At 69.6% G+C, this 25,523-nt stretch carries 24 protein-coding genes; 12 read left to right on the forward strand and 12 right to left on the reverse strand.

From position 1 onward, the window contains the following. Positions 1–56 precede the first annotated feature (56 nt). On the forward strand, positions 57–839 hold the full coding sequence (locus ACQPXB_RS09610) for a class I SAM-dependent methyltransferase (protein ID WP_432850956.1): 783 nt from the start codon (positions 57–59) through the stop codon (positions 837–839). A 51-nt stretch (positions 840–890) separates the two neighbouring features. On the opposite strand, the gene ACQPXB_RS09615 is transcribed toward ACQPXB_RS09610, so the two are convergent. The 3 genes from ACQPXB_RS09615 to ACQPXB_RS09625 all read right to left on the reverse strand — a co-directional run bounded on the left by ACQPXB_RS09615 (position 891) and on the right by ACQPXB_RS09625 (position 3,940). After that, on the reverse strand, positions 891–1,469 hold the full coding sequence (locus ACQPXB_RS09615) for a metallophosphoesterase family protein (protein ID WP_432850958.1): 579 nt from the start codon (positions 1,467–1,469) through the stop codon (positions 891–893). A 152-nt stretch (positions 1,470–1,621) separates the two neighbouring features. Next, a complete protein-coding gene (locus tag ACQPXB_RS09620; protein ID WP_432850960.1) occupies positions 1,622–2,242 on the reverse strand; it encodes a phosphoribosyltransferase in 621 nt (206 codons plus the stop codon). 444 nt (positions 2,243–2,686) lie between these two features. Then, positions 2,687–3,940 (reverse strand): glycosyltransferase family 4 protein, encoded by a 1,254-nt coding sequence (locus ACQPXB_RS09625; protein ID WP_386948597.1) that lies wholly within the window; start codon positions 3,938–3,940, stop codon positions 2,687–2,689. A gap of 79 nt (positions 3,941–4,019) precedes the next feature. On the opposite strand from ACQPXB_RS09625, the gene ACQPXB_RS09630 reads away from it, so the two are divergent. Continuing rightward, a complete protein-coding gene (locus ACQPXB_RS09630; RefSeq protein ID WP_432850963.1) occupies positions 4,020–5,822 on the forward strand; it encodes a glycoside hydrolase family 2 protein in 1,803 nt (600 codons plus the stop codon). Positions 5,823–5,902: 80 nt separating this feature from the next. Here the strand turns inward: ACQPXB_RS09630 and ACQPXB_RS09635 are convergent, their stop codons facing one another. Genes ACQPXB_RS09635 through ACQPXB_RS09645 form a run of 3 tightly spaced genes read right to left on the reverse strand, consistent with a single transcriptional unit; the run spans position 5,903 to position 8,709 of the window. Then, the gene (locus ACQPXB_RS09635; protein WP_386948591.1) at positions 5,903–6,391 is read right to left on the reverse strand and encodes a glutathione peroxidase; all 489 of its coding nucleotides are present in this window, start codon (positions 6,389–6,391) and stop codon (positions 5,903–5,905) included. Positions 6,392–6,406: 15 nt separating this feature from the next. Continuing rightward, a complete protein-coding gene (locus tag ACQPXB_RS09640; RefSeq protein ID WP_432850965.1) occupies positions 6,407–7,939 on the reverse strand; it encodes a 1,4-alpha-glucan branching protein domain-containing protein in 1,533 nt (510 codons plus the stop codon). Continuing rightward, positions 7,936–8,709, reverse strand: a complete 774-nt coding sequence (locus tag ACQPXB_RS09645; RefSeq protein WP_432850967.1) for a methyltransferase domain-containing protein — start codon at positions 8,707–8,709, stop codon at positions 7,936–7,938. Before ACQPXB_RS09645 ends, ACQPXB_RS09640 begins: the two co-directional genes overlap by 4 nt. Before the next feature lie 53 nt (positions 8,710–8,762). On the opposite strand from ACQPXB_RS09645, the gene ACQPXB_RS09650 reads away from it, so the two are divergent. Then, on the forward strand, positions 8,763–9,188 hold the full coding sequence (locus tag ACQPXB_RS09650) for a hypothetical protein (protein ID WP_432850969.1): 426 nt from the start codon (positions 8,763–8,765) through the stop codon (positions 9,186–9,188). Here ACQPXB_RS09650 and ACQPXB_RS09655 read toward each other — a convergent pair. Then, positions 9,169–10,005, reverse strand: a complete 837-nt coding sequence (locus tag ACQPXB_RS09655; RefSeq protein WP_366579276.1) for a DegV family protein — start codon at positions 10,003–10,005, stop codon at positions 9,169–9,171. The two genes, ACQPXB_RS09650 and ACQPXB_RS09655, sit on opposite strands and share 20 nt — an antisense overlap. Positions 10,006–10,248: 243 nt before the next feature. Between ACQPXB_RS09655 and ACQPXB_RS09660 the strand changes: the two genes are divergently transcribed. From ACQPXB_RS09660 to ACQPXB_RS09675, 4 genes are all read left to right on the forward strand, one after another. Continuing rightward, positions 10,249–11,034 carry an electron transfer flavoprotein subunit beta/FixA family protein gene (locus ACQPXB_RS09660; protein ID WP_366579278.1) on the forward strand — a complete coding sequence of 262 codons (786 nt, stop codon included), beginning with the start codon at positions 10,249–10,251 and terminating at the stop codon, positions 11,032–11,034. A 28-nt stretch (positions 11,035–11,062) separates the two neighbouring features. Next, on the forward strand, positions 11,063–12,022 hold the full coding sequence (locus ACQPXB_RS09665; RefSeq protein ID WP_366579280.1) for an electron transfer flavoprotein subunit alpha/FixB family protein: 960 nt from the start codon (positions 11,063–11,065) through the stop codon (positions 12,020–12,022). Between the two features lie 163 nt (positions 12,023–12,185). Continuing rightward, the gene (locus ACQPXB_RS09670) at positions 12,186–12,968 is read left to right on the forward strand and encodes a GNAT family N-acetyltransferase (RefSeq protein WP_432850972.1); all 783 of its coding nucleotides are present in this window, start codon (positions 12,186–12,188) and stop codon (positions 12,966–12,968) included. Further along, positions 12,965–13,870 carry a lysophospholipid acyltransferase family protein gene (locus tag ACQPXB_RS09675; protein WP_432850974.1) on the forward strand — a complete coding sequence of 302 codons (906 nt, stop codon included), beginning with the start codon at positions 12,965–12,967 and terminating at the stop codon, positions 13,868–13,870. Before ACQPXB_RS09670 ends, ACQPXB_RS09675 begins: the two co-directional genes overlap by 4 nt. Positions 13,871–14,395: 525 nt before the next feature. Here ACQPXB_RS09675 and ACQPXB_RS09680 read toward each other — a convergent pair. Next, positions 14,396–15,301 carry an NADP-dependent oxidoreductase gene (locus ACQPXB_RS09680; protein WP_432850976.1) on the reverse strand — a complete coding sequence of 302 codons (906 nt, stop codon included), beginning with the start codon at positions 15,299–15,301 and terminating at the stop codon, positions 14,396–14,398. A 149-nt stretch (positions 15,302–15,450) separates the two neighbouring features. Here ACQPXB_RS09680 and ACQPXB_RS09685 point away from each other — a divergent pair, with 149 nt between their 5' ends. The 4 genes from ACQPXB_RS09685 (at position 15,451) to mnmA (ending at position 20,510) form a co-directional block, all read left to right on the forward strand. Continuing rightward, the gene (locus ACQPXB_RS09685) at positions 15,451–16,737 is read left to right on the forward strand and encodes a helix-turn-helix transcriptional regulator (protein ID WP_432850978.1); all 1,287 of its coding nucleotides are present in this window, start codon (positions 15,451–15,453) and stop codon (positions 16,735–16,737) included. 46 nt (positions 16,738–16,783) lie between these two features. Further along, a complete protein-coding gene (locus ACQPXB_RS09690) occupies positions 16,784–18,154 on the forward strand; it encodes an MFS transporter (RefSeq protein WP_432850980.1) in 1,371 nt (456 codons plus the stop codon). A 64-nt stretch (positions 18,155–18,218) separates the two neighbouring features. Further along, positions 18,219–19,415: a cysteine desulfurase family protein gene (locus ACQPXB_RS09695; protein WP_432850982.1), complete on the forward strand. Its 1,197-nt coding sequence runs from the start codon at positions 18,219–18,221 to the stop codon at positions 19,413–19,415. Positions 19,416–19,418: 3 nt separating this feature from the next. Next, a complete protein-coding gene (gene mnmA, locus ACQPXB_RS09700) occupies positions 19,419–20,510 on the forward strand; it encodes a tRNA 2-thiouridine(34) synthase MnmA (RefSeq protein WP_432850984.1) in 1,092 nt (363 codons plus the stop codon). A gap of 9 nt (positions 20,511–20,519) precedes the next feature. Here the strand turns inward: mnmA and ACQPXB_RS09705 are convergent, their stop codons facing one another. From ACQPXB_RS09705 to ACQPXB_RS09720, 4 genes are all read right to left on the reverse strand, one after another. Then, on the reverse strand, positions 20,520–21,800 hold the full coding sequence (locus tag ACQPXB_RS09705) for a DUF222 domain-containing protein (protein ID WP_432850986.1): 1,281 nt from the start codon (positions 21,798–21,800) through the stop codon (positions 20,520–20,522). Positions 21,801–21,963: 163 nt separating this feature from the next. Then, positions 21,964–22,416 carry an N-acetyltransferase family protein gene (locus tag ACQPXB_RS09710; protein ID WP_432850988.1) on the reverse strand — a complete coding sequence of 151 codons (453 nt, stop codon included), beginning with the start codon at positions 22,414–22,416 and terminating at the stop codon, positions 21,964–21,966. A gap of 54 nt (positions 22,417–22,470) precedes the next feature. Next, positions 22,471–23,514, reverse strand: a complete 1,044-nt coding sequence (locus ACQPXB_RS09715; protein WP_432850990.1) for an MBL fold metallo-hydrolase — start codon at positions 23,512–23,514, stop codon at positions 22,471–22,473. Between the two features lie 106 nt (positions 23,515–23,620). Continuing rightward, entirely contained in the window at positions 23,621–24,325 is a 705-nt protein-coding gene (locus tag ACQPXB_RS09720; protein WP_432850992.1) for a scramblase, read from the reverse strand. A gap of 132 nt (positions 24,326–24,457) precedes the next feature. Here ACQPXB_RS09720 and ACQPXB_RS09725 point away from each other — a divergent pair, with 132 nt between their 5' ends. Beyond that, the gene (locus tag ACQPXB_RS09725) at positions 24,458–25,495 is read left to right on the forward strand and encodes a methionine synthase (protein WP_386948542.1); all 1,038 of its coding nucleotides are present in this window, start codon (positions 24,458–24,460) and stop codon (positions 25,493–25,495) included. Positions 25,496–25,523: the final 28 nt, after the last annotated feature.

Below are 25,523 nucleotides of genomic sequence, written 5' to 3' on the forward strand. Positions count from 1 at the left end.
CTCGGCCGTGAGCGAACGCGCGTGATTTCTCCCTGACGTGCCGCCAGGATCCAGTCATGAGCCTGGGATTCAGCGGAGAAGTCACGGAGTTCTACCACCGCTATCGCCGCGGCTACCCGACGGCGGTGTTCGATGCGATCGCCGCCGAGTTCGCCCTGGCCGGGGACGACGTGGTCCTCGACCTCGGGTGTGGCACGGGACAGCTCGCTTTGCCGATGGCCGCGCGGGTCCGCGCGGTCGCGGGCATGGACCCCTCACCCGACATGCTTTCGCGCGCCCGCCGCGCCGCGGCCGACGCGAGCGTGACCAACGCGTCGTGGCTCCTGGGCGGCGACACCGACGTCACCGCGCTGAGTTCCCTGCTCGACGGGCTCGGCGCCGTCACGATCGGGCAAGCGCTGCACTGGATGGACCACCCGACGTTGTTCGCCGCCGTGAAGCCCATGCTCCGGCCGGGCGGCGGCATCGCGGTGGTCACCAACGGTTCGCCACTTTGGCTCCAAGACAGCGACTGGTCGCGAGCGCTGCTCAACGTGCTGTCCGACTGGTTCGGCCACCCCCTCACGGCGACCTGCGGAACGGACGACGCCAGCCAGGACCGCTACCGCGCCGCACTGACCGGCGCCGGCTACGACGTCGGCCTCCGCACCATTGACTACACGGGCGACCTCACCGCCGACGAGATCATCGGCGGCGTCTACTCGGCCATGGGTGAGGACGATTTACCACCCAGCGGCGAACGGCCGGCCTTCGAGAACCGCATCCGCTCGGCGATCGAGCCTCACGCGCCGTTCAGCGAACCGGTGCGCGTGACGATCCTGACCGGCCGCGTGCCCTGAGCCTCGTCGCCACTGAGTGGCAACAGATCACCGACAGCAGGATTTCGCTGGTCAGAGGCCGGTTTCGGCCGGACTTCCGAGCTCGGCCAACTCCGTGGTGATGGCGTCGAGGTGAAGGGGGCGAAGGTCGTTCACGTCCATTCCGACGTTCAGCTGCCGGCCCCGCTTGCGCCACGCGCTGTGGACGTGACCGTGCAGCAGCCACAGCCCTTCGTCGGGCAGGCGGTACTGCGACCCGCGGTCCTCGCCGACATGGTCGCCTTCGTAGGGGAAATGGCTGAGCAGGACGTTCTGCCCCGCGATCCGGCGGCGCGCAAACGCTTGCACCGTGGCGAAATGCTCCAGCCATGCGCGTTGGTGCCGATGCGCTTGGCGCAGTCCGGGCCACGGCTCGTCGTGGTTGCCGGTGATGAGGTGGATCTCGCCGTTCAGCTGCCGAAGCGTGTCGGAGAATCGCGCCAGCCGACCCATGCCGACGTCACCCAAGTGCCACACCTGGTCGCCCGGCCGGACGGTGGCGTTCCACCGCTCGACCACGAACTCATCGTGCTCGGGCGGTGACTCGAACCCGCGCAGGCCGGCCACGAGCTGGTGGTCGAAGTGGGTGTCGGCGGTGAACCAGACGTCCATGATCGGGCTTCTCCTCATTGTCGACGTCGGCCCATCGCCGGGGTGGCGACGCACGCATACCTTGCGCCCTGAACCGCCGATCGTGCCAGGGATTTTCGCCGTTCGGCGGCGATCGTCACTGTCCGTTGTGGATAGTGGGATGAAGGTCCCCTTCATCCCTTCCCGAGGAGCCGCATCACGGTCGCGTCCGACACCTGGGTGAAGTCGACGTACCAACGACCCACGGCACTGAATCGCCTCGGCGCGGCGACGGCGATGAACTGGTCCACCTCGCCCTCGAACTCCGCGACGGCGTCCGGCGCGCACACCGGTACGGCCAGCACCACGCGTCGCGCGTCGCGAAGGTCGCGGACGGCGGCCATCGCGGTGACGCCGGTCGCTAGTCCGTCGTCGACCACGATCACGTCGTGGCCGGCCACCGCGACTTCCGGGCGCCCGTCGCGATAGGCCGCCAAACGGCGACGCGCCTCGGCCCGCTCGAGCGCACACGCCGGCTCCATCGCCTTCGGCGTGAGCCCGAACGCGCGCAACGCCGGCGTCGAGTAGTAGGGCGGCCCCTCAGCCGTCACCGCGCCGACGCCGAACTCTCGCCGCCCAGGCGCCCCGATCTTCCGAGCGACCACGACGTCCAGCGGAGCCCCGAGCACCTTGGCGACCTCGGCCGCCACCGGCACGCCCCCACGGGGCAACCCGAGCACGACAGGTTCGACCCACGGCTGCCTGGCCAGGATCCGCCCGAGTCGCCGTCCGGCGTCGATTCGATCGAAGAACAACGTCCTCACCACGGTCTCGTCACCGGCCCAGGCAGGGCGGAACGCGGATTGTTGAACAATCCATGGGTCGAAAAACGGCAAAAGACTGGCGCACAACGCATCCCGACGACGGCCGGAACGAGCCCGGCCGCGTGGTCGATGAGCGGCGACACCATGCGTTCCACATTCCCGCGACGCAGCCGGACGAACCGGTCACTCGCCGCTTTCGGGTAGGCCTACGTACTGCTTCCGCTATTGTTTCGCGCGCGACGACCAACGGATGCTTCGAGCACCCCACCGAAAATCCAAGGAGCCGTCGTGACCGGCAGATCCAGAGCCGTCGTCGCTGCTTTACTCGCCGTTTTCGCAGTTGCTCTCACCGCGGCGCCGGCGGTTTCGGCGCACTCGAAAGCGCACGCGTACGCCGCGTGCGTCTGGCCCTGCCACTTCTGACGGCGGGCCGATTCAGAGTTCGAACGCGTTGCCCGTCGCGATCTTCGGGCGTCCCAGCTCGATCGGTTCACCCATGCGCGCGCGCCGGTAGACCTCCGCGGTCGCCTCGGCGATGCGTCCCCAGTCGAAGTCCGCCGCGAGGCGCGACTGGGCCGCTCGCGCGCGCCGGGTCGCGGCGACGGCGTCACCCAGGACGGTCGTGACCGCCGTGGCCAGCCCCGCGACGTCGCCCGGTTCGAACGCCAGCCCTGTCTCCCCGTCGACGACCACCTCGCCGAGTCCACCCGCCGTCGACGCGACGAGCGGCGCCTTCGCGGCCGCGGCCTCCAGGGCGACGATCCCGAACGGCTCGTACCGGCTCGGCAGCACCACCGCGTCCGCCGCGGCCAGCAGCGCCCGCAGGTCACGGTCGGGCAGGTGACCGACGAAGTCCACCGCGCGGCGAATCCGTAGCTTGCGCGCCTGGGCGACCAGCTCGTCGTGGTGTCGCCCCTTACCGGCGACGACCACGCGCGTGCCCGGGAACTGGCGACGGATGCGGGGGAGCGCGGCCAGCAGGTCCTGCACGCCCTTCTCCCACTCCAGCCGGCCGAAGAACAGCAGGAACGGCGCGCCGTCGGGGCTGTGCCGTTCGCGCATCTTCGCCACCTCGGCGGCCGAGACGCGCCAGCTGCGTTCTTCGATGCCGTTGTGGATCACGGTGACGTCGGCGGCCTCGATCTCGAACAGGTGCGCCACTTCCTTGCGCATCGCCTGCGAGCACGTGATGACCGCGTCGGCGCGGTTGGCCAGCCACCACTCGACGGAGTGCACCTGCTGGTTGAGCGGGTGCGAAAGCCAGCCGGAATGCCGGCCCGCCTCGGTCGCGTGCACGGTGCCGACGAGCGGCACCCGCGCGGCCTCGGCGATGGCGATCGCCGGGTGGGTCACGAGCCAGTCGTGCGCGTGGACGACGTCGGGCTGCCACGTGCGCAGCAGGTCCTGCGCGGCGCGGATCATGGCGTGGCCCATGGCGAGCGTCCAGGCGACGAGGTCGCGCTCGAACGTCAGGTGCATCGGGTCCTCGGCCACGCGGATCAGCCGCACGCCCTCGACGTCGCGGTCGCTGCGCGGGTGCGTCGACGCGTCGGTGCCGGCCTGGTGACGGCAGAGAACGACCACGTCGTGGCCCTGCTGGGCGAGGTGTCGGGCCAGCGCGTGCACGTGCCGGGCGAGCCCGCCGATGACCACGGGCGGGTACTCCCACGACAACATCAGCACGCGCATGGCCAGAGGTTACTCGCCAGTCGCTTCCGCCGGGCGGCCCGGCTGTCGCCGCCTTCGAACTCTGTCACCATCGGAGGTGATGACTTCCAGCCAGCCCGAGTGGCAGCGTGCGGACCCGCCCCTGACGACGCCGTGGACCGACCTCGTCAGCCCCTCCGACGTGCTCTCCGACTACCCCAGACCGCAGCTGAGGCGGCCGCGGTGGCTGAACCTCAACGGCGTCTGGGACTACGCAGGGTGGCCGTCTTCGCCCGAGGAACCCCGGCCCGTCGGCTACGGCGAGCGCATCTTGGTCCCCTTCGCGCCGGAATCGGCCCTCTCCGGGATCAACCGGCGCGACGAGGTCCTCTGGTACCGGCGGTTGTTCGTGGTCCCGGACGACTGGCGTGGCGAACGGGTGCTGCTGCACTTCGGCGCGGTCGACCAGACGGCGAAGGTCTGGGTGAACAACCAGCTCGTGGTCACCCACGAGGGTGGCTACACGGCGTTCCAGGCGGATGTCACCGATGCGCTGCGTGTGTCCGGGCCGCAGGAACTGACCGTTCGCGCCGAGGACCGCACCGACATCTCGCCGTTCCCGCTCGGAAAGCAGCGCAACGCGCCGGGCGGCATTTGCTACACGCCGACGTCCGGGATCTGGCAACCGGTGTGGCTCGAACCGGTGCCCTCCGATCGCATCGAGGACCTGGAGATCACTCCGGACCTCGCGGGCTTCACCGTGTTTCCGCAGGTCAAGGGTGGCGCTCAGGTCGAGCTGAGCGTTTCGCCACCCAGCGGCGACGAGATCGTCAGCGTCCGCGGAGCGGCCGGCACGCGGCTGCGGGCGGACGTCCCGGAGCCCCACTGGTGGACTCCCGACGACCCGTATCTCTACGACCTCACCGTGCGCCTGCTCGACCACCACGGCGAGGTGCTCGACGAGGTCACCAGCTATGGCGGCCTGCGCACCGTGGAGCTCGTCCCGGACTCCGCCGGCCGACCCCGCATCGCCCTCAACGGGCGGATCACGTTCCTCCACGGCCCGCTCGACCAGGGCTATTGGCCCGACGGCGGCTACACCGCGCCCACCGACGACGCCCTGCGGTTCGACCTCGAAAAGACGAAAGAGCTCGGCTTCAACTTCGTGCGCAAGCACGTGAAGGTCGAGCCCGCGCGCTGGTACCACTGGGCCGACCGGATGGGGCTGCTCGTGTGGCAGGACATGCCGTCGCTGGTGGTGTCGTTCGACGGGCCGCCCGGGCCGGCGCCGGACCCGGTGCCCGAGGGCAAGCAACGCTTCGAGGCAGAGCTGAGGGAAATGGTGCGGCAGCTGCGCAACGTGCCGTCGATCGTCGCGTGGGTGCCGTTCAACGAGGGCTGGGGCGAGTTCGACACCGCGCGGATCGCCGAGATGGTGAAGGAACTCGACCCGACTCGCCTCGTCGTGGCCAACAGCGGCGTCAACTGCTGCTTCTCCCGCACCGACGTGGGTGCCGGCGACGTCTACGACGACCACACGTACGTCGGCCCCGGCGAGCCGCGCGTGGAGGACCACCGCGCGCTCGTCGACGGTGAGTACGGTGGCCTCGGTCTCGTCCTCGACGACCACCGCTGGCCCGGCCCGCCCAACGCGTACGAGATGACCGCTGACGCCGATCACCTCACGTGCCGTTACTCGGAGCTCAGCGCCCGACTCGAGTCCCTCGTGGACGAACTGGGCCTCTCAGGGGCGATCTACACCCAGACCACGGACGTCGAAAACGAGGTCAACGGCCTCCTCACCTACGACCGCCGCTTGACCAAACTCGACGCGGATGTTGCGGCGGCTCGCAACCGCGCCGTCATCGCCCGCGGCTCGTCCCCGGCCGTCGAAGCCGCCCAGGAGCAGCAAAACCCCAGCTAGAGACGTTTCACCACTGAACGGCGACACGGAAAAAGGGCGGGAACCCCAACGGAGTCCCCGCCCTTCGCCGACCGTCAAAATCAGGCAGGCAGCACAGCCTCGATCGCCTTCACCACGGTGTCGTCCTCGGGCTCGGTCCGCGGACGGAACCGGCCCACGACCTCACCGTCGGAGTTGATCAGGAACTTCTCGAAGTTCCACTGCACGTCGCCCGCTTCACCCTCGGCGTCCGCAGTCTGGGTGAGCGTGGAGTACAGCGGGTGACGGTCGTCGCCGTTCACCTCAACCTTCTCGAACAGCGGGAAGGTGACGCCGTAGGTGGTGGAGCAGAACGTCTGGATCTCGTCGGCCGTCCCGGGCTCCTGGCCGGCGAACTGGTTGCACGGGAACCCGACGACGGAGAAACCCTTGTCGCCGTAGCGTTCCTGCAGCCGCTCCAGGCCGGTGTACTGCGGGGTCAGGCCGCACTTCGAGGCGACGTTGACCACCAGCAGCGCCTTGCCGCCGAGCGCGCCCAGGGTGGTGTCCTCACCCGAGAGCGTCTTCAGCGGGATGTCGCGAATGCTCATTCCTCGGTGTCCCTTTCACTTGTGTGGCAGCAGCTGTCGTGCGTCCAGCTGTCCGAACGGTCCATCGGCGCGGCGGTACTCCGCCGCGAGCTCGTGCGCGCGGGCACGGTCGCCCGAGCGCAGCAGCCCGGCGAGCTCGTCGAACCGCGAGGTGTGCACGCGGGCGCGCCGGCGCGCGTAGTCCGCGGCGGAGTCCTTGGTGACCATGAACGCCCAATCGCTCGACAACGCCAGCATCGCCTCCGCGACGGCCTGGTCGGCCACGGTGTCGCGAGCGGTCCCCCCGTGCTCCCCGAAGTGCCCGGAAACGAGGTCCAGCAAGCGTTTCTGCAACGCGGTGTTGTCCTGCACCATGTCGGCCACCTGCTCGCCGTCCCACACGCGCCAGTCCTTGCCCGAGCCCCACGACGACGCCGGCAGGTCGATCGGCGCCCCCACGTGGCCGGCCTCCAGCGCGCCCTTCAGCGTCGTCACGCGCACGCCCGCCTCGGGCAACGCGCGCAGAACCCCCTCGAGCCACGCGGGACCCTCGTGCCACCAGTGCCCGAACAGCTCCGTGTCGTACGCCGCGACCACCAACGACTCGCGCCCGTGCTGCTCCCGCAGCGAACGCAGCCGCGCGACGACCGTGTCGACGAAGTCCTTCACGTGCGTACCGAGCACACCGGCCGCCAGCGCCGGGTCGTACGGCGCCTTCTCGTGCGGCGGCACTTGCTTGCCGGTGACGCGCGAAGCCTTCAACCCCACTTCGTGCGCCCACGTGTGGAAATCGCGGTACGCCGCGTGGCCGGGGTAGCCGGCTTTCGGCGACCAGACGCGGTACGTCACTTCGAGGTCGCGCCCGAAACACACCACGTCCGAGGAGCCGACCGTTCGCGCCGCCGACGTGTCGCCGTGCAGCGACGGCCCGTCGACCAGGAACCGCTGCACGCCGGCCGCCGCGTAACCGCGCTCCATGCCGGGCTCGTAGCCGCATTCCGGAGCCCAGATGCCCTCCGGCCGCCGCCCGGCGCGCAGCTGCGTATCGGCCAGGCCTTCGCGCAGGGCGAACGAGCGGACGTCCTCGTCCAGCAACGGCTGGAACGGGTGCGCGAGCGGTCCCCCCAGCAGCTCGATCGTGTCACTGTCCACAAGCGACCGCAGGATCGGCGAGAACCCGTGGCGCCAGCGCGTCTCCAGCTCCTCCGTCGCGCGCGCGGCCGTCTGGTGCTCGGCCGCGGCAAGGTCGCGCAGGAGCGGGTCGCCGCCCCACAGCGTCGACGCGTGCTGCGCGCGCAGCTGCCAATGGCCGAGCCAGTCGTGGCACGCGCGGATCGCGTACGGATCGTCGAGCTGCGCCGCGAGCACGGGCGTCATGCCGAGCGTCAGGACATCACGTCGCCCCTCAGCGGCGAAACGCTGCAGCAGGTCGACGACCGGCAGGTACGAATGCGCCCAGGCCTGGTAGAGCCACTCCTCGCCGACGGGCCAGCTGCCGTGGTGCGGCAACCAGGGCAGGTGGCTGTGCAGGACGAGGCAAAAAGTGCCTTCCGAAGAGGACGGAGTCACGGGCGCACCGCCACCGCGACCAGATCGAGGCTCGCGTCCAGGTCAGCACCGCGGACGGAGAAGTCCTCCGCCCCGATCGCCGCGACGTCGGCGAGCAACCCCGCCGGCCACACGGCCTGCCCGGGCAGCGAGCCCATCACCACTTCGAGCTGCGCGTCGATGATCGAGCCGCCGTACGCGCGTTCCAGATCCTGCAGCCGGTCCCCGTGATGCAACCCCTGTAGCGTTTGGACGACGAACCCGGCGGCGCGCAGCAGACCGTCCAATTCGGACGGTGCGAGCTCCCGCGTGTGGAACGGGTTCAGCGGCGTGTCGGAGTCCGGCGTGAACGTGAGCCGGTTCGGCGTCGTGACCAGCAGTTTCCCGCCCGGCCGCAGCACGCGGAAGCACTCGGCGAGGAACCCGTCCTGGTCCCACAGGTGCTCGATCACCTGGAAGTTCGCGACCACGTCCACGGATTCGCCCCTCAACGGCAAATACGCCAGGTTCGCGCGTGCCACCGCGACCTCCGGGTACCGGCGCGCGACGTGCTCCGTCGTCGGCACGTCGTAGTCCAGCGCCAGCACGCGTCGCGCCGTCTTCGCGATCAGACCCGCGCCGTAACCCTCACCGCAGCCCGCCTCCAGCACGGTCGCGCCGGCGCAGTGGGGGAGCAGGGCGAAGTAGGCGGCTTCGTGGCGACGGAACCAGTAATTCTCCTCGGGGATGCCGGGGACGGTCCGTTCGCCGGTGAGGTGAAGTGCCTCGGCCCGGGTGGCTGCGTTGGTCACCTGCGCGACCCTAGCGCGTGTCACGTTCCTGACCGCCGTCTCGTTCCAGCCCCATGCAACGGACCCTCACGCGCGTGCTGCTGGTGCTGCTCGGCGTCGTCACGGCGGCGACGGGGCTGTGGCCACTCCTGTCGCCCCTGGGCTTCTACCAGGACTTTCCCGGCTTCCGACACGGCTGGGTCAGCATGGACGGAGCGTTCGACGAACACCTCATCCGCGACTTCGGCGCCCTCAACCTGGCGCTGGCCGCGACGCTGATCGGCGCCGCCGTGATCGGCACCACAGCCGTCGCGCGCCTGGCGGCCGTCGCGGCGCTGCTGTTCGCCGTGCCGCACTTCGTCTACCACCTCGGGCACGTCGGCCACTTCGCGACGGTCGACCGAGTAATGATCCTGTCAACGCTCGCGCTGGGCGTGCTGGTGCCGCTCGTCGTGCTGCTCGTGCCGGGACGGAAGCGGGTCAGCTCGGCGACACGGTGATGCTCAGCGCGCCCGGGCCGACGTGCGCGCCGATCACTGTGCTCGCGTCGCCGACCACGACGTCCGTGATCCCGGGGATGCGGTCCCTCAGGCGCCGCACGACCTCGGTTTCGTCGGAGCCGAAGCGCGTCACCGCGATGTCCACGCGCTGGTCGCCCGCGGCCTTCACCGCGAGGTCCACCAGACGGTTCATCGCGCGTTTCGTGCCGGGAACGCGCGCCAGCGGCGACACTTCACCGTTACGCACGGTGAGCAACGGCTTGATCGAGAACGCCGTACCCACCAACGACTGGGCGGCTCCGACGCGTCCCGTGCGCCGGAGGTATTCGAGCGTGTCCACGTAAATCAGCTCGGTGGCGGCGCGAACGCGGCGCTCGGCGGCTTCCAGCACGCGCGCGAGCTGGCCCCCGGCGCCGGCGACGCGCGCGGCCGACACCGCTGCGTAACCGAGGCTCATGCTGGCCGTTCCGCTGTCGATGATGTGCACGGGAATCCGGACCTGCTGCGCCGCCTCGCGGGCCGCCTGCACGGTCTCCGAAAGGCGGCCGGAGATGTGCAGGCTGACGATGGCGGACGCGCCGCGTGCGGCGGCGTCCTGGTACGTCCAGAAGAACGCACCCGGGTCGGGCGGCGAGGTGGTGACGCTGTGGCCGGTTTTCATGGCGGCGATGAGCTCGTTGCGGTCGAACCGGTGTTCGTCGTCCGTCTGATCCCCGACGTGCAGCTGAACCTGCACCACGCCGATGCCCCAACGGGCGGCGAGTTTGTCGGGCAGGCACGAGGTCGAGTCCGTGACTACGGCGATGTGCGCGGGCATGGTCGGGGAGGTTAACGCCTGTCGGCCTACTGCCAGTAGCCCACCGTTGGTCCGATCGGGCGAGCGGTGTGCTGGACGGGTTAACCGGCGGACTATCGGGACGATGGTCTCAAAAGATTGCTCATCCAGGTGAATGCCGTCACCTCGGCGGGTCCCGTCGCCTGAATGGCCCTAATCTACCGGCCAGTAGAGCACTGTCCCGCGGCCGAGAGCCGGCCCCAACCGGGAGGTCGAAGAAGACCCATGACGAACATCGTTGTCCTGGTCAAGCAGGTACCGGACACCTATTCGGAGCGGAAGCTCTCCGGTGCCGACAACACACTTGACCGCGAATCCGCAGACGCCGTGCTCGACGAGATCAACGAGAAGGCCGTCGAAGAGGCGCTGAAGATCAAGGAGGCGGGCGAGGGCGAGGTCACCGTGATCTCCGTCGGCCCCGACCGCGCCACTGACGCCATCCGCAAGGCGCTGTCCATGGGCGCCGACAAGGCCATCCACGTCTCCGACGAGGCGCTGCACGGCTCCGACGCCATCGCCACCGCAAAGGTGCTGGCCGCCGCGATCGGCAAGGTCGAGGGTTACGACCTGATCATCGCCGGCAACGAGGCGTCCGACGGCCGCGGCGCCGCCGTGCCGGCGATCGTCGCCGAGCTGCTCGGCCTGCCGCAACTGACCTACGTGCGCCAGCTGACCGTCGAGGGCTCCAGCGTGAAGGCCGACCGCGAGACCGAGGACGGCATCACCCACCTCGAGGCGAACCTGCCCGCGCTCGTGAGCGTCGGCGAGAAGATCAACGAGCCGCGCTACCCGTCGTTCAAGGGCATCATGGCCGCCAAGAAGAAGCCGGTCGAGACGTTCACCGTCGCCGACCTCGGCATCGACGCGGGCGAGGTCGGCCTCGCCAACGCGTGGTCCACCGTGCTCGAGTCGTCCCCGAAGCCACCGCGCACCGCGGGCGAGAAGGTGGAGGACGAGGGCGACGGCGGCACCAAGGTCGCCGAGTACCTGGTCGCGCAGAAGCTCATCTGAGACACGGTTTCGAGGAGGATCACGAAAAATGGCTGAAGTACTCGTCCTCGTCGACCACGTCGACGGTGATGTCAAGAAGGTCACGCTCGAGCTGCTGACCGCCGCCCGCGCGCTCGGTGAGCCCTCGGCCGTCGTCGTGGGCCCCACGGGCACCGCGGCCAAGGCCAAGGAAGCGCTCGCCGGCCACGGTGCCGCGAAGGTCTACGTCGCGGAGGGCGACGACGCCACGAGCTACCTGGTGACCCCGAAGGTCGACGTGCTGACGAAGCTCGCGGAGCAGGCTTCGCCGGCCGCCGTGCTCGTCGCCGCCAGCGCCGAGGGCAAGGAGGTGGCCGCGCGCGTCGCCGTGCGGCTGGGCTCCGGTCTGCTCTACGACGCGGTGGGCGTGAACGCCGACGGTTCGGTGGACCAGTCCATCTTCGGTGGCGCGTTCTCCGTGAAGTCCAAGGCTGCCAAGGGCACGCCGGTGATCTCGGTGCGTCCGGGTGCCGTCGAGGCCGAGGCCGCCGACGGTGCTGCCGCCGAGGAGACCGTCGAGATTCCGGCGCAGGACGCGGCGAAGTCCGCGAAGGTGACCGGCATCGAGCCGATCGTCGGTGGCGACCGTCCGGAGCTCACCGAGGCGTCGATCGTCGTCTCCGGTGGCCGCGGTGTCGGTTCGGCCGAGAAGTTCGACGTCGTCGAGAAGCTGGCCGACTCGCTCGGCGCGGCTGTCGGCGCTTCGCGCGCAGCCGTCGACTCCGGCTACTACCCGGCGCAGTTCCAGGTGGGCCAGACCGGCAAGACGGTGTCGCCGCAGCTGTACATCGCGCTCGGCATCTCCGGAGCGATCCAACACCGCGCCGGCATGCAGACGTCGAAGACGATCATCGCCGTCAACAAGGACGCCGAGGCGCCCATCTTCGAGATCGCCGACTTCGGCATCGTGGGCGACCTGTTCAACGTCGCGCCGCAGCTGACGGAGGCCGTGGAGAAGCGCAAGGGCTGACGTTTTCCCGCACCGAAGGCCGCTGGGCGATGTACCGCTCAGCGGCCTTCGGCCTATGTCGGACCCTGAGAAAAGCCTGAGAACCTGCAATTAACTCAACGTGCACTAATCGGTCATCGATTGGCACTCTCCGCGGTTTCCAGGTCGCAGGTACACAGTGTTCATGACGTCGTCTCAGCTCCTCGTCAGCACTGATCAGGCGGGTGTCGAGCTCCCGGCCGATGCGCCGAGGTACTCCCTGCTCGTGGCCCACGCGAACGAAGAAGTGCTCGCCGCGCAGAAGCTGCGGCACCAGGTTTTCGCCGAGGAGATGGGGGCCCACCTCAATTCCCTGAAGCCCGGTCTCGACGTCGACTACTTCGACGAGTTCTGCGACCACCTCGTGGTGCGCGACGACAAGACCGGCGACATCGTCGGCTGCTACCGCATGCTGCCGCCGGAGCGCGCTTCGCAGGCCGGCAGTCTGTACTCCGACAGCGAATTCGACCTGACGGCCCTTTCCGGCCTGCGCTCGACGCTCGTCGAGACCGGCCGCTCCTGCGTTCACCCGGACCACCGCAGCGGCGCCGTCGTAAGCCTGGTGTGGGCGGGGATCGCGCGGTACATGCTGCTTTCCGGCCACCGCTACCTCGCCGGCTGCGCGTCCGTGCCACTGAGCGACGGCGGCAGCTACGCCGCCGGCGTCTGGGATGTGTTGCGCGCCAAGCACTACGCCGACGAGACCCGCCGCGTTTCGCCGCTGCACCCGTGGGGTTCCGACTCTGTCGCACGCCCCGACCGCGCCATGCTGCCGCCGCTGATCAAGGGCTACGTGCGGCTCGGCGCCGAGGTCTGCGGCCCGCCGGCACTCGACGAGGACTTCGGCGTCGCCGACTTCTTCGTGCTGCTCGACCTGCACAAGATCGACGAGCGTTACCTCAAGTTCTTCCTCGGAGTGCAGGTATGAGCCACGCCTGGATGCCGACGTCGCCCTGCGGCGACGGCTGCCTCACCGAAGGCGCTGCCACGGTCTCGTTCCCGCGTCGCGTGCTTCGCTTCACTTCGGCGATCGGCGTGGTCCTGGCGGCTCTCCTGACCGCGCCCCTGCTGCTCGTGTTGCGCGGCCGGGGCCAGGAACGCCTGGTCCGGACCATTTTCCGCGCGGTGCTCCGCGCGTTCGGCGTGAAGCTGGTCGTCCGGGGCGGTGCCGACTTCCTGGCCCCCCCCGCCGGCCGCGGCGCGCTGGTGGTGAACAACCACATCTCGTGGCTGGACATCGTCGCCATCAACGCCTTGCGTCCGATGCGCGCCCTCGCGAAGGTCGAAATCGGCTCCTGGCCGGTCCTCGGCACCCTCGTCCGCCGCGGCGGCAGCATCTTCCTCAACCGCGAACGCCTCCGCACGCTGCCCGACACCATGACCGAGCTCGCCGACGCCCTGCGCTCCGGCTCGCTCGTCAACGTCACCCCCGAAGGCACCACGTGGTGCGGCCTCGCTTCCGGCCGCTTCACCACGGCCACCTTCCAAGCCGCCATCGACGGTGGCGTGCCCGTCCGCCCCATCGCCCTGCGCTACCGCCTCGCCGACGGCCGCGAGACCAGCATGCCGGCCTTCATCGGACCGGAGTCCCTCATCGCCTCCCTGCGGCGAGTGGCCTCGCTGCGTGGCTTGGTCCTCGAGGCGCATGTCTGCCCTGAGATCGCCCCGGGGCGTGCGGAAGACCGCCGCTCGCTCGCCGCCCTTGCGGAGGCGTCGGTGCACTCGGCGCTTGGGACAGTCCGGATCCCGGCCCAGGGTCGCCGTCGGGTGTCCACGGCTCCTCCGGCCAAGGCGTCCGTCGAAACGGCCGAGGCGCAGCCGGTTCACTGAGCCGGCTTTGATGCTTGACCTGCAGGTTCGCGGGTGTCGCCACTGAACGGCGACACCCGCGAACCGCTGTCTACTCAGACGCGGCGGTCGCGTCGCCTGGGCGTCGCCGCTGAACGGCGAAACCCCGGCAATCACGTGCGACCGACCTCGGGTACGCACTTGCCGCCATGCGCCGAACTCTGGTTGCCGCCTCGCGGACGCCGCCCAGCCGCCGTTCGCAGGCCGTCGCCACTGAGCGGCAAATCCCGTGCGAGCGGTTCTCCGGTCAGCCACAGAACGCCGAGCCAGGGGACGACGTCTCCCGCGCGTCGCCCTTCAGTGGCAACGTCGGCGAGCATCCCTCCGGCCAGCCTCCGGAGAAGACCTCACCAACCGACCCGACACCATCGCCTTTCAATGGCAAAACTCTCTGACCAGGCAATTATGCCAAGAAACCGGCGTGATGATCGAAGACCTCCACACGATCAGGTGGAGCTTGTCTCAGCCGAACCACCGTCCGGCTGAGACGTTCGACCCCTCAGATCGTCAGGAAACGACGATCGTGATCTTCCCTCCCGGATGCCCCGCCTGGCTCTCCTGCTGCGCGGCCGCGGCGTCCTCCAGCGGGTAACTCTTGCCCTGCGCGATCTGCAGCCCGCGTCCCGCGTACTCGAGGATCTCCTCCAGCACCTCGGGCTTCTGGTCGTCCGCGCCACCGGCCGAGAACGGCAGCCCGAGCTCGAACGCCGCCCCGTCCGCGATGGTCACCACCCGCTCCTTCGACCCGCGAAGCTCCACGGACTCCGGCAGCACACCGTGACCCGACGCGTCGAACACGGCGTCCACCGGCCGGTCCGCCGCCTCGCGGACGCGCTCCGGCCAGCCGTCGCCGTAGAGGACGGGGATGGCGCCGAGCGACTTCACGTCGTCGAGGCTGCGTTGCCCCGCCGTGCCGATGACGGTCGCCCCGAGCGCGACGGCCGCCTGCGTCGCGAAGCGCCCGACGGTACCGCTCGCGCCGTGGATCAGCAGCAGGTCGCCGGCCTTGACGTCCAGCAGCCGCAGGACGCGCAACGCCGTTTCGCCGGCTACGGGCAACGCCGCTGCGTCTTCCCACGACAGGCTGGCCGGCTTGCGGGCGATGGCCGTGGCCAGCGCATACTCCGCGTACGCGCCGGTGGTCGACCATCCGAAGACCTCGTCGCCGACGGCCACCGTCGCGCCGTCGCCCACCGCGTCCACGACGCCGGAGAACTCGGCGCCGGGGATCTGCGGGGTCTTCGGCGCTGAGCCCTGGGCCATGGCGCCGCTGCGGATCTTCCAGTCGATGGGGTTCACGCCCGCGCGCCGCACGGCGACGCGGACCTGCCCGGGGCCGGGTTCGGGCAGCGGGACGTCGCTGAGCTGCAGGACGTCCGGGCCGCCGTACGCGGCGAAGGTGATGGCTCGCATGGTTCCTCGTACTTTCCTTCGATTCGGGACGGTCGTTCGTCCTGCTTCGAGTCAACTGTCCCGCGTCGCGATCCGAACCGCTCGGACGAGTAGCGTTCACTATCCGGAAGAGCAGGACCGGTCCCTTCGTACGCGCCTACCGTGGACACATGGACGCCTCCTGGACGAACCCGGCCCACGTGCTCGACGTCGCCGTGCGTGTCATCTCCGCACCGCGGCCCGAGATGCTGCCGCGCTTCTCTCAGGAGCTCGCCGCCGTGCTGCCGCACCGCGCGGCCGCCATGCAGACGGGCGACTGCCCGCGCAGCCCGTTCAAGGTCACCGGCGACACGACCATCACCGGTGCCGTGACCAGCGCCGAGCTGGACCACCGCGCCGAGCGAGCCGTCCCGGGTGAGGCCGTGGTCCTCGATGGTGTGCTCGCCGGCGTCGAACGTCGCCTGGTCCTGCTCACCTCCCGCCCCGCCGTCGGCAACGGTGCGGTGATCGCCCTGGTGCCGTCCGTCGCCGAGCCGTCCGCCGAGGCCTTGGGGCTCGCCGCCCGTCTCTGGCACCTGACCAGCACAGACGCCGGTCAACGCGCCGTCGACCCCGGTCCCGACGTCCTCGCCAGCAACCTCGCCGCCGCGTCCGCGCGCGCCCAGACCGTCACCGACCTCGGCCAGACGCACGCGGCCACGCTTGTCGCGCTCCTGGCCGTCCTGCGCTCGGGCCGGCTCGGCGACGCGGCCGCGCGCCAGACGGCGACCGACCTGGCCGCTCGCGCGCTCCTGGACCTGCGCGCGGTTGCGGACCGTGACCAGGCGTTGTCCGCGGAGTCCGCTCGCGCCGCGTTCGGCGTGCTCGCCGACCAGCTTTCGCCGGTGGTCGGCCACGCCGACGTCGCCGTCGACCTCGTCGCCCCCACCGACGACCGCCAGCTGCGGCAGGACATCGCCCACACGGCCCGCACTGTCACGCGCGGCCTGGTCATCGCGGCCCTCGACCGCCCCGACACGACCCGCATCCGCGCTTCGTGGCGCCTCGACGGCGCCGCCCTCCGCATCACCGTCCGCGACGACGCGCCAGACATCCCCGACGTCGTCCTCGACCCGGGGCTCACCGAACGCATCACGCCCCTCGGCGGCAGCTGGGAGGTCGACGCAGTCCCGGGCTGGGGCGCGACGATCACCGCCGCCCTGCCGCTGGACACGGTCGAGCCGCCCGAACTGCGCCCGCTCGACCGGCTCAACGCGCGGGAGGTCGAAGTCCTTTCGGGCATTTCGCAGGGGCTGCGCAACCGTCAGATCGCCGCGCAGCTGCAGCTCAGCGAGCACACGGTGAAGTTCCACGTCCGCAACCTCCTCGAGAAACTCGAGGTCAGCTCCCGCGGCGAAGCCGCCGCGCTCGCCCGCGACCTGAGGCTCGACCCGGTGGCGGTGCACCGGACCGCGTGAAAAGCGGCTTGACCTCCACAGGGCTGGAGGTTGCAGGCTGTCGATCATGAGCCGAACCGTCGATGCCCAGGCCCAGCCCCGAAGAAGCGTGCTGTGGAGCCGCGAGCACCGGCTCACGACGATCGGCTTGCTGCTCGTGGTCACGTTGGTGGCCTTCGAAAGCATGGGCGTCGCCACGGCCATGCCCACGCTCGTCGCCGAACTGCACGGCCTCGCGCTGTACTCGTGGCCGTTCACGACGTTCCTGATCGCCAGCGTCGTCGCGACCGTCCTGTCCGGCCGCATGGGCGACCGTCGCGGCCCGGCACCCGCGCTCCTGGCCGGTCCGGCGCTGTTCGCCGCCGGCCTCGTGGTGGCCGGCACCGCAACGTCGATGCCCATGCTCCTGGCCGGCCGCGCCCTCCAGGGTCTTGGCTCAGGCTTCCTGCTTGTCGCGGTGTCCCTGCTCATCGCCCTGACGTTCACCGACCGCGAACGCCCCGTCATCTACGCCGCGAACGCCGCCGCCTGGGTCCTGCCCGCCGTGATCGGCCCTTCGGTCGCCGGCCTGATCACCGTCAGCATCGGGTGGCGCTGGGTATTTCTCGGCCTGGTTCCGCTGGTCGCCGTCAGTGTCGCGCTGCTGGTCGTCGTCGTTCGCGGCTTGCCCGATCACGTCCCGGCCGCGGAGGCGCGCCGCGCCGGCGTCGTCCCGGCCGTCGTCGCCGCGCTCGGTGTCGCCGCCTTGACGTGGGCCGCTCAGCACCCGTCGCCTCTCGCCCTCGTCTACGGCGCCGTCGGCCTCGTGGCGCTCGGGTTGGCGCTTCGGAAGCTGCTCCCCGCGGGCACTTTGACCTTCCGCCCCGGCCTGCCCACCGTCGTCGCCTCCCGCGCTTTGCTTTCCGGCGCCTACGCCGGGATGGAGGCCTACCTGCCCCTCACGATGAGCGCCGTCCACGGCTACGGCCCCGCTCTGGCCGGCTTGCCGTTGACGATCACCGCCCTCGGCTGGTCGGCTGCCTCCGGACTTCAGGGACGGTTCCTGGACTGGTCCCGCGAGGCGACGCTCCGCATCGGCTTCGCCCTGGTCGCCGTGGCCTTGGTGGGCTTCGGCTTCATAGCCCAGCCCTGGTGCCCCGCGTGGCTGGCCTTCGTGATCTGCGCCATCGGCGGCGCCGGGATGGGCATCGCCATGCCCGCGATCTCCGTCCTCCTGCTCCGCTACTCCCCAGAAGGCGAACGCGGCTTCAACACCTCCGCGATGCAGCTGGCCGACTGGGTCGGCTCGGCCCTGCTCATCGGCCTCGGCGGCGTCCTGCTGGCCGTGGTCGCCTCGGCCGTTCACCCGTCGCCGGCGATGGCGATCCTCGCTGTTGCCCTCGTTCTGCTCGCTTTGCTGGGAGTTCGAGTGACCAGCCGATGGCCGCGGAAGGTGTGACAGGCCACTTCCGGGCCCAGGGTGGACTTCGTCACGGGCTGGAGCGGACTACCCTGATGTGGCGATGACCTATCTCGACCATGCGGCGACCACCCCGATGCTGCCCGAAGCCGTAGCGGCGATGACCGAGGCTTTGTCCACCGTGGGCAACGCCTCCGCGTTGCACTCTTCGGGCCGCCGTGCACGCCGCGTTGTGGAGGAGTCCCGCGAGATCATTGCCGAAGCCCTGGGCGCCCGCCCCTCCGAAGTGATCTTCACTGGAGGCGGCACGGAGAGTGACAACCTCGCGGTCAAGGGCATCTACTGGGCCCGCCAGAACGCCGACCCCGGTCGCCGCCGTGTCTTGTGCAGTGTCGTGGAACACCACGCCGTCCTCGACACCGTCGAATGGCTCGAGTCCCAGTGTGGCGCCGAGATCACCTGGCTCGAAGTCGACGACCAGGGTCGCGTCTCGCCGGCCACCTTGCGCGCCGCGATCGAGTCCTCGCCCGAGACCGTCGCCCTTGCAACGGTCATGTGGGCCAACAACGAGGTCGGCACCATCAACCCGATCGCCGAGCTCGCCGCCATCTGCGCCGAGCACGGCATCCCGCTGCACACCGACGCCGTCCAGGCCGTCGGCGCCGTCCCGGTCGACTTCGCCGCCAGCGGCGCCTCCGCTCTCACCTTGACGGGCCACAAGCTCGGCGGCCCATACGGCGTTGGCGCCCTCCTCCTCGGCCGCGACACCGAGTGCACCCCGGTTCTGCACGGTGGCGGCCAGGAACGCAGCGTGCGCTCCGGCACCCTCGATGTCCCGGCCATCGTCAGCTTCGCCACCGCTGTCCGCGTGGCGGCCGAGGGCCGCGCCGAATACGCCGCGCGCGTCGAGAAGCTCCGCGACGAACTCATCGAAGCCGTCCAGCGTGAGGTCCCCGACGCGATCCTCAACGGCGGTCGCGGCGAGCGCCTGCCCGGCCATGCCCACTTCACGTTCCCCGGCTGTGCCGGCGACAGCCTGCTGATGCTGCTGGACGCCAAGGGAATCGAATGCTCCACCGGCTCGGCCTGCACGGCGGGCGTCGCCCAGCCGAGCCACGTGTTGCTGGCGATGGGCGCCGACGCCGCGGCTGCGCGCGGCTCCTTGCGCTTCTCGCTGGGCCATACTTCGACACTGGATGACGTGACCGCGCTCGCGCGGGAGATCGGCGGGGTCGTCGCCCGGGCGCGGCAGGCAGGACTTGCCGGCATGCGCAAGCAGACCCAGAAGCAGGAGGTGTAAGCGATGCGGGTACTGGCTGCAATGAGCGGAGGAGTCGACTCGGCCGTCGCCGCGGCGCGGGCGGTTGACGCGGGCCACGACGTCGTCGGCGTGCACCTGGCGTTGTCCGCGAAACCAGGCACACTGCGGACGGGTTCGCGCGGCTGCTGCACCATCGAAGACTCACACGACGCCCGCCGCGCAGCCGATATCCTCGGGATTCCCTTCTACATCTGGGATTTCGCCGAGCGTTTCACCGAAGAGGTCGTCGAGACGTTCGTCGGTGAGTACGCGGCCGGCCGAACGCCCAACCCGTGCGTGACTTGCAACGAGAAGATCAAGTTCGAGGCGTTGCTGGAAAAGGCAATGGCGCTCGGCTTCGATGCGGTGGCCACTGGCCACTACGCGCGCCTGGCGACGGTTGATGGCGAGCTCGAGCTTCGCCGGAGCGCCGACGAGGGCAAGGACCAGTCATACGTGCTGGCTTCCCTTACACCCGAACAGCTCAGCCACGCGATGTTCCCGCTGGGCGACTCGTGGAAGTCGGACGTCCGCGCCGAGGCGGAGCAGCGTGGCCTTTCGGTGGCTCACAAGCCGGACAGCCACGACATTTGCTTCATCCCCGACGGTGACACCAAGCAGTTCCTTGAGAACCGCCTGGGGCAGCGACCGGGTCAGCTCGTCGACGCGGAGACCGGAGCCGTTCTCGGACAGCACACGGGCGTGCACGGATTCACCGTCGGCCAGCGCAAGGGTCTCGGCATCGACGCGCCTGCCACTGACGGGCGACCCCGGTACGTGCTTTCGCTCGAGCCTGTTTCGGGCACGGTGAAGGTCGGGTCGTCGACCGGCCTCGGCGTTGACATGATCGAGGCCGACCGGGCGATCTGGCCCGGCGGGCGCGCGCTTGACGGTCCGACCGAATGCGTCGTGCAGGTTCGAGCGCACGGCGGTATCGCCGAAGCCGTGGCCGAGGCCAATGGCGAGCACGTCAGCGTCCAGCTGCGCGAGCCGCTCCGGGGTGTTGCTCCGGGGCAGGTCGTGGTCTTGTACCGGCCGGACGCCGGTGCGGGCGATCTCGTCCTCGGCAGCGCGAAGATTTCCAGCACGCGTTGATCTCGTCGCTCAAGCTCCCTTGCGCGTCTCCAAGGGCTGCTTGACCTGCTGGTCAGGCTCATGCAGCGGCGGCGGGATGCTCTCGACCGTTTGGCCGGTCGGCGTCGTGATGACGAGCTTTCCGTCCTCGATGACCTTGTACTTCCAATCGACTCGATTCTTGAGTCGCCGGTGGCGGATGCAATAGCTCAGCGTCTCATCGGCGTCGGTTGCCGAATCGGCCTTCGTCGGCGTCGGTTCAGTCAGGCAGTTGTGCGCGGGCCGCGGGCACCCGGGCTGACGGCACTCTCGATCCCGGACCCGTACGAACTCCTCGACGTCGATGGTCGGCCGGTAACGGAACTTGCCGACTTCGATCACCTGCCCGGTGAGCGGGTCGGTGATGATCCGCCGCAGCGTTGTGTCGGCGCCGGTCGCGATGTGCCGAGCAACCTCGGCCGGAACGTGCCCGTGCCCGGCCATCTCGGCTGGGTTGTCATTGAGCCCCAGGTACGTCTGGAGATCGACGTACAGGTAAACCTCGGCCTGCTCGGCGGCGCCGCCCTTGTCGGTCAGGAGGAGGTCGAGCGCGACGTCCGCGCGCAGCTGGTCGAGAGTCCGCTTCTCGTCGCTTGTCTTGAGAGCCCGGGCGATTTTGTCGATACGGAGATAAGCGGCAGTGGCCTTCTCCGTGGGCGCATTGTCGATGGACAACTGCGAGATGCCCTCGGACTGGTGGTGCAGGACGGCCCGGCGTTCAGCGCGCCGTTGCGTGACGCGGTTCGCCGCGCCTTCGGGGTCGGTTTTCATCGCGGCGTACGCAGTGGCTTTGCGGATCTGCGTCGGGTTCTTGTCGGACAGGCGGTCTTCCAGCAGGGTGTCGACGATCCGGGCGTGATGGTCGGACAGCCACACGGTGCCTTCAGTGACCTTCATGGCGCGATACAGGTCGACGAACCCGCTGTCCATGAGGCGAAAGGTCCTGGGAAGTCGGCTCGCCAGCGCCTCCGCCGCGGAAATCATCGCGCCGGCGCGGTTGTCCGTGAGGTGCAAGGTCAACGCTACTTCAGACGCCAGTTCTCGGGCGTCCGATCTTCGTCTGCGCAGCCCGGCGAGGCAGTGGAGTTGAAGTGCTTGAAGTCGGGCGATCTGGTGACCCGCGTCCTTGGCCACCTGCATGAGCTGCCCCGCCTGCAAGCGCTCGAAAATCTCGAGGCTCCCTTGCATGGCACGGAGAAGGAAGTCGAGATCGGCGGTTTCGGGGCTGTTGGAATCGTCGGTGACTGTGGTCGCCGACTTCGATTTGGTCATGGCGGCGACGATACGCATCAGTGGGTGCGTGGTCATCAAAATGGCACGAACGGGCCGTTCGCGCACTTTTCTTGGCGTCATGTTGGATTTGTGGCAACGTGGAGTCGTCGGGCGTAGCGGCGGCCAGGGGAGACCTGTGCTGAATGGACAGTCGGAGGAAAGGTCAGAGGTGCAGCTTGAAACCGGTGTGGCTGGCCACGAAACCGAGTCGTTCGTAGAACCGGTGGGCTGCGATCCGGGAAGTGTCGGAGGTGAGCTGTACCAGGGCACATCCGCGCCGCCGCGACTCGTCGATGGCCCATTGGACGAGGTCTCCGCCGACGCCGGCGCTTCGGTGGTCGCTGCGGACCCGCACCGCTTCGATCTGCCCGCGGAGGGCGCCCTGACGAGCGAGACCGGGGATGATCGTCAGTTGCAGCGTCGCCACGGGTTCGTCGTTCGACGTTGCCACGACCAGAAGCTGTTGCGGATCGGCGTCGATGGCATCAAAGGCGCGCAGGTAGGGCTCGAGGTCGTCGGCTGAGTCCCTGGTCGAGCCGAGTTGGTCGTCGACGAGCATGCGTACGATGGCTTCGACGTCGTCGCGGCGGGCTTTCCTTACGGTGATACCGGGCATGGTGATCAGTATTCCAGCGTGGGTGACGTCATTGTCGCTGCTGTTGTCAGGAGATCAGCTCGTCCGGTAGTGGCGAACTCCGTCGATCTGCTGGACTGTCAGCTTGTTCTGCGAGACCAGGAGGTCGAGATGGGCGCCCGTTTCGAGGACGGCGAGCATCTGGTTGAACGCGTCCATTTCGGACAGTTTGCGGCCACGTCGGGTCCAGCCCAGCCGGCTGGCTGTTTCGAACGCGGTGCTGGCTCCGGCGTCGACTTGGGCGGCCATCGTCTCGAGGCGCTGGCGGTGGTGTTCGAGCAGCTCGTCGATGCGTTTGTGCACGCTGTCCGCGACCGGGCCGTGGGCCGGCAGCATGCGCTGGTCAGGCAGGGCACGGACTAGGCGCAGTGAGTCGAGGTAGTCGTTGAGCGGCAACTCGGCCGGCACCGGCTGGAAACCGATCGACGGTGTGATGTGGGGCAGGACGTGGTCGCCCGAGAACAACAGGCCCGCGGCGTCGTCGAGGAAAACGACGTGGCCGCTGGTGTGGCCGGGGGTGTGGACCACTTCGAGCTGGCGGTTCGGCAGGACCTGGCGGCGGCCTGGGGTGAGCCACTCGTCCGGGTCCTCCCACAGGTCGAGGTCGGTGCGGCTGGGGACGTCGGCGAACATTCGCCCCAGAGCGACGATGACTTCGTCGGCGCCGGAGTGGCGAAGGAGCTCGATCTGGGCGTGCATCGGAAGCTGGTCCGGGTCGGCGGTGACCTTCAGCGAAGGTTCCTCCAACTGGCCCAAGGAGATCTTGTTGCCGAATTCGCGCCGAAGGGCGACAGCCTGGGTGTAGTGGTCGCGGTGCACGTGGGTGACGAGGAACTCGCGCACGTCACCGAGTTCGGCGCCGATGCCCTTGAGCGCCTCGGCCAGGAGCTGGCGCGCTTCGGTGAGGGCCCAGCCGGAGTCGACGAGGGCGAGGGTGGTGCCATCGGTCACGGCGTAGACGTTCACTGCGCGGAGGGCGTCGTTCGGCAACGGCAAGGGGATCCGGTAAACGCCGGCGGCCACTTCGTAGACCCCGGGTTCTGTCCAGTTCCGGTTGCTGTCTTCGGGCAACGGCTCCACGGCGACCTCCGTCCAGGCAGGACTCCGGCGTCCCGGCCTTTCGCCTCACATTGGGCCGTCACCGGCGCGGTGTCCACCTGGGCGGCCTGAGACAACGGTCACGTGGTCAGGTGGTCTGGCGGGTGAGGGCCGTGTCGATCGTGAGCGTTGTGGCGACGACCATGCTGGCCAGGGGTTCGGGCAGCTGGTGCGGGATTTCGACGAGGTAGGTGTCACCAGCGATCGGCGAGGGCCCGGACGGCGCGCGGCTGACGCGGGCGACCTCGGTGTCGGCGTGGTTCCTGATGGCCACGTCCCACGCTTGGCTGCCGGTGGCCGCGACGCGGCCGACGGTGCGGCCGTCGACGACGAAGGTGAAGCGGGTGTCGCCCTGGGCGCGGGCAGGGACGATTTCGCCGATCGGGGTTTCGTCGGCGCGGGTGACGACGAAGCGGGTGCGCAGGTCCCTGGCCGGCCTCGCCACTTTCAGCACCGTGCTGTGGTTGGCGTCGCGGACTTCGAACTTGTGGGTGACGTACTGGTCGTATTTCGGCAACAGGCGCGCGGCCTTGTGCAGGAACCCTTGGCTGACGTCGGCCACGCCGCCGACGCGGGTGCCGTCGCGGTCGAAGACGCTGTATTCCTCGGTGGTCTCGACGACCTCGGCGCGTCGGCTGACGATGAGGACCGCTTCGGTGAACAGGGTCCCGCCGAAGGAGCGGCCCGGGTAGCGGCGTTCGGGGATGCGCGGCTCGTCGTCCCACCGGCGCAGCCGGGTGGGACTCACCTCGTCGGGGTGCCGGCCCGGCGGTGGTGGCGAGGAGCTCGTCATGGCCATCCAGAGTATCGCTGTCTCCGCGAATTCGGTGCTGGCAAAGGGATATGCGGCGAATGTCCGGCTCACTCGGGTGACCCCGGCGAGGGCGGTGGGAGGCATCGGGGTGGGTTCGGCGAGAATTCGCCCGTGACTGAACGAGCTTGGCCCGACGGCGCGGCCACCGCGATCGGCTCGATGCCCGGGGCGGACCCGGCCGAGGCGGCCGCCGTCGTGTTCGGCGAGCTGCCCGACTTCCCGCACCTGCCGGAGTTACCGGGGCGTGGCGTGGGAGCCGACATCCTCGGTCGCACCGCGGCGTTGCTCGTGGATCTGGCCGTGGAGGTGGTGCCGAGCGGGTACCGCGTCGCGGGGCGGCCCGGGCACGATCACCGGCGAGGGCGGGACCTGCTGCAGTGGGATCTCGATGCCGTGCAGGAAGCGCGTGAAAAAGCGGGCGTTGTGCCGCCGGTGTTCAAGACGCAGGTGGCCGGGCCGTGGACGCTCGGTGCCGGCATCGAGCTGCCGCGCGGGCATCGTGTGCTCACCGACCGCGGTGCGCTGCGGGACTTCACGTCCTCGCTGCTGGACGGCCTGGCCCAGCACGTCGCGGAGCTGAAGGCGCGGATCGGGGCACCGATCGTCGTGCAGATCGACGAGCCGTCGTTGCCGGCGGTGCTTGCCGGGAGTTTGTCGACGCCGTCGGGCTACGGGAACGTGTCGGCGGTGCCTGAGCCGGAGGCGCGGGAACTCCTGTCGACCATGATCGAGGGTGTGCGGGCGATCACGGACCAGCCCGTCGTCGTGCACTGTTGCGCGCCGAAGCCGCCGCTCGCGCTGCTCCGGGCGGCCGGCGCGGACGCGATCGCGTTCGACGTCACGCTGCTCGGCAAGGCGTCGGCCGAGACGCTGGACGCGATCGGCGAAACGTGGGACAGCGGCACCTCGCTGTTCCTCGGCCTCGTCCCGGCGACGGACCCCGGTACGCGCCCGACGCTCAAGGACGTCGCCGACCCCGCGTTCAGGCTGGTGGACCGCCTCGGTTTCAACCGGTCGATCCTGGCCGAACGCGCCGTCCCGACGCCGACCTGCGGGATGGCCGGCGCCACGAACGAGTGGATGCGCCGTGCCCTCGCCCTCACCCGCGACCTCGGCAAGGCCTTCGTGGAGCCGCCCGAGACGTGGTGAGCGCGCGGTAGCGTGGCGGGCAACGATC

The organism is Amycolatopsis sp. CA-161197, assembly GCF_050942255.1.
Lineage (GTDB): Bacteria > Actinomycetota > Actinomycetes > Mycobacteriales > Pseudonocardiaceae > Amycolatopsis.

Excerpts from the sequence above, each read along its gene's own strand:
- ACQPXB_RS09610 (WP_432850956.1), top strand. The coding sequence starts at position 57 with ATGAGCCTGGGATTCAGCGGAGAAGTCACGGAGTTCTACCACCGCTAT.
- ACQPXB_RS09615 (WP_432850958.1), bottom strand. The coding sequence starts at position 1,469 with ATGGACGTCTGGTTCACCGCCGACACCCACTTCGACCACCAGCTCGTG.
- ACQPXB_RS09625 (WP_386948597.1), bottom strand. The coding sequence starts at position 3,940 with ATGCGCGTGCTGATGTTGTCGTGGGAGTACCCGCCCGTGGTCATCGGC.
- ACQPXB_RS09630 (WP_432850963.1), top strand. The coding sequence starts at position 4,020 with ATGACTTCCAGCCAGCCCGAGTGGCAGCGTGCGGACCCGCCCCTGACG.
- ACQPXB_RS09635 (WP_386948591.1), bottom strand. The coding sequence starts at position 6,391 with ATGAGCATTCGCGACATCCCGCTGAAGACGCTCTCGGGTGAGGACACC.
- ACQPXB_RS09650 (WP_432850969.1), top strand. The coding sequence starts at position 8,763 with ATGCAACGGACCCTCACGCGCGTGCTGCTGGTGCTGCTCGGCGTCGTC.
- ACQPXB_RS09655 (WP_366579276.1), bottom strand. The coding sequence starts at position 10,005 with ATGCCCGCGCACATCGCCGTAGTCACGGACTCGACCTCGTGCCTGCCC.
- ACQPXB_RS09660 (WP_366579278.1), top strand. The coding sequence starts at position 10,249 with ATGACGAACATCGTTGTCCTGGTCAAGCAGGTACCGGACACCTATTCG.
- ACQPXB_RS09665 (WP_366579280.1), top strand. The coding sequence starts at position 11,063 with ATGGCTGAAGTACTCGTCCTCGTCGACCACGTCGACGGTGATGTCAAG.
- ACQPXB_RS09670 (WP_432850972.1), top strand. The coding sequence starts at position 12,186 with ATGACGTCGTCTCAGCTCCTCGTCAGCACTGATCAGGCGGGTGTCGAG.
- ACQPXB_RS09675 (WP_432850974.1), top strand. The coding sequence starts at position 12,965 with ATGAGCCACGCCTGGATGCCGACGTCGCCCTGCGGCGACGGCTGCCTC.
- ACQPXB_RS09680 (WP_432850976.1), bottom strand. The coding sequence starts at position 15,301 with ATGCGAGCCATCACCTTCGCCGCGTACGGCGGCCCGGACGTCCTGCAG.
- ACQPXB_RS09685 (WP_432850978.1), top strand. The coding sequence starts at position 15,451 with ATGGACGCCTCCTGGACGAACCCGGCCCACGTGCTCGACGTCGCCGTG.
- ACQPXB_RS09690 (WP_432850980.1), top strand. The coding sequence starts at position 16,784 with ATGAGCCGAACCGTCGATGCCCAGGCCCAGCCCCGAAGAAGCGTGCTG.
- ACQPXB_RS09695 (WP_432850982.1), top strand. The coding sequence starts at position 18,219 with ATGACCTATCTCGACCATGCGGCGACCACCCCGATGCTGCCCGAAGCC.
- mnmA (WP_432850984.1), top strand. The coding sequence starts at position 19,419 with ATGCGGGTACTGGCTGCAATGAGCGGAGGAGTCGACTCGGCCGTCGCC.
- ACQPXB_RS09705 (WP_432850986.1), bottom strand. The coding sequence starts at position 21,800 with ATGACCAAATCGAAGTCGGCGACCACAGTCACCGACGATTCCAACAGC.
- ACQPXB_RS09710 (WP_432850988.1), bottom strand. The coding sequence starts at position 22,416 with ATGCCCGGTATCACCGTAAGGAAAGCCCGCCGCGACGACGTCGAAGCC.
- ACQPXB_RS09720 (WP_432850992.1), bottom strand. The coding sequence starts at position 24,325 with ATGACGAGCTCCTCGCCACCACCGCCGGGCCGGCACCCCGACGAGGTG.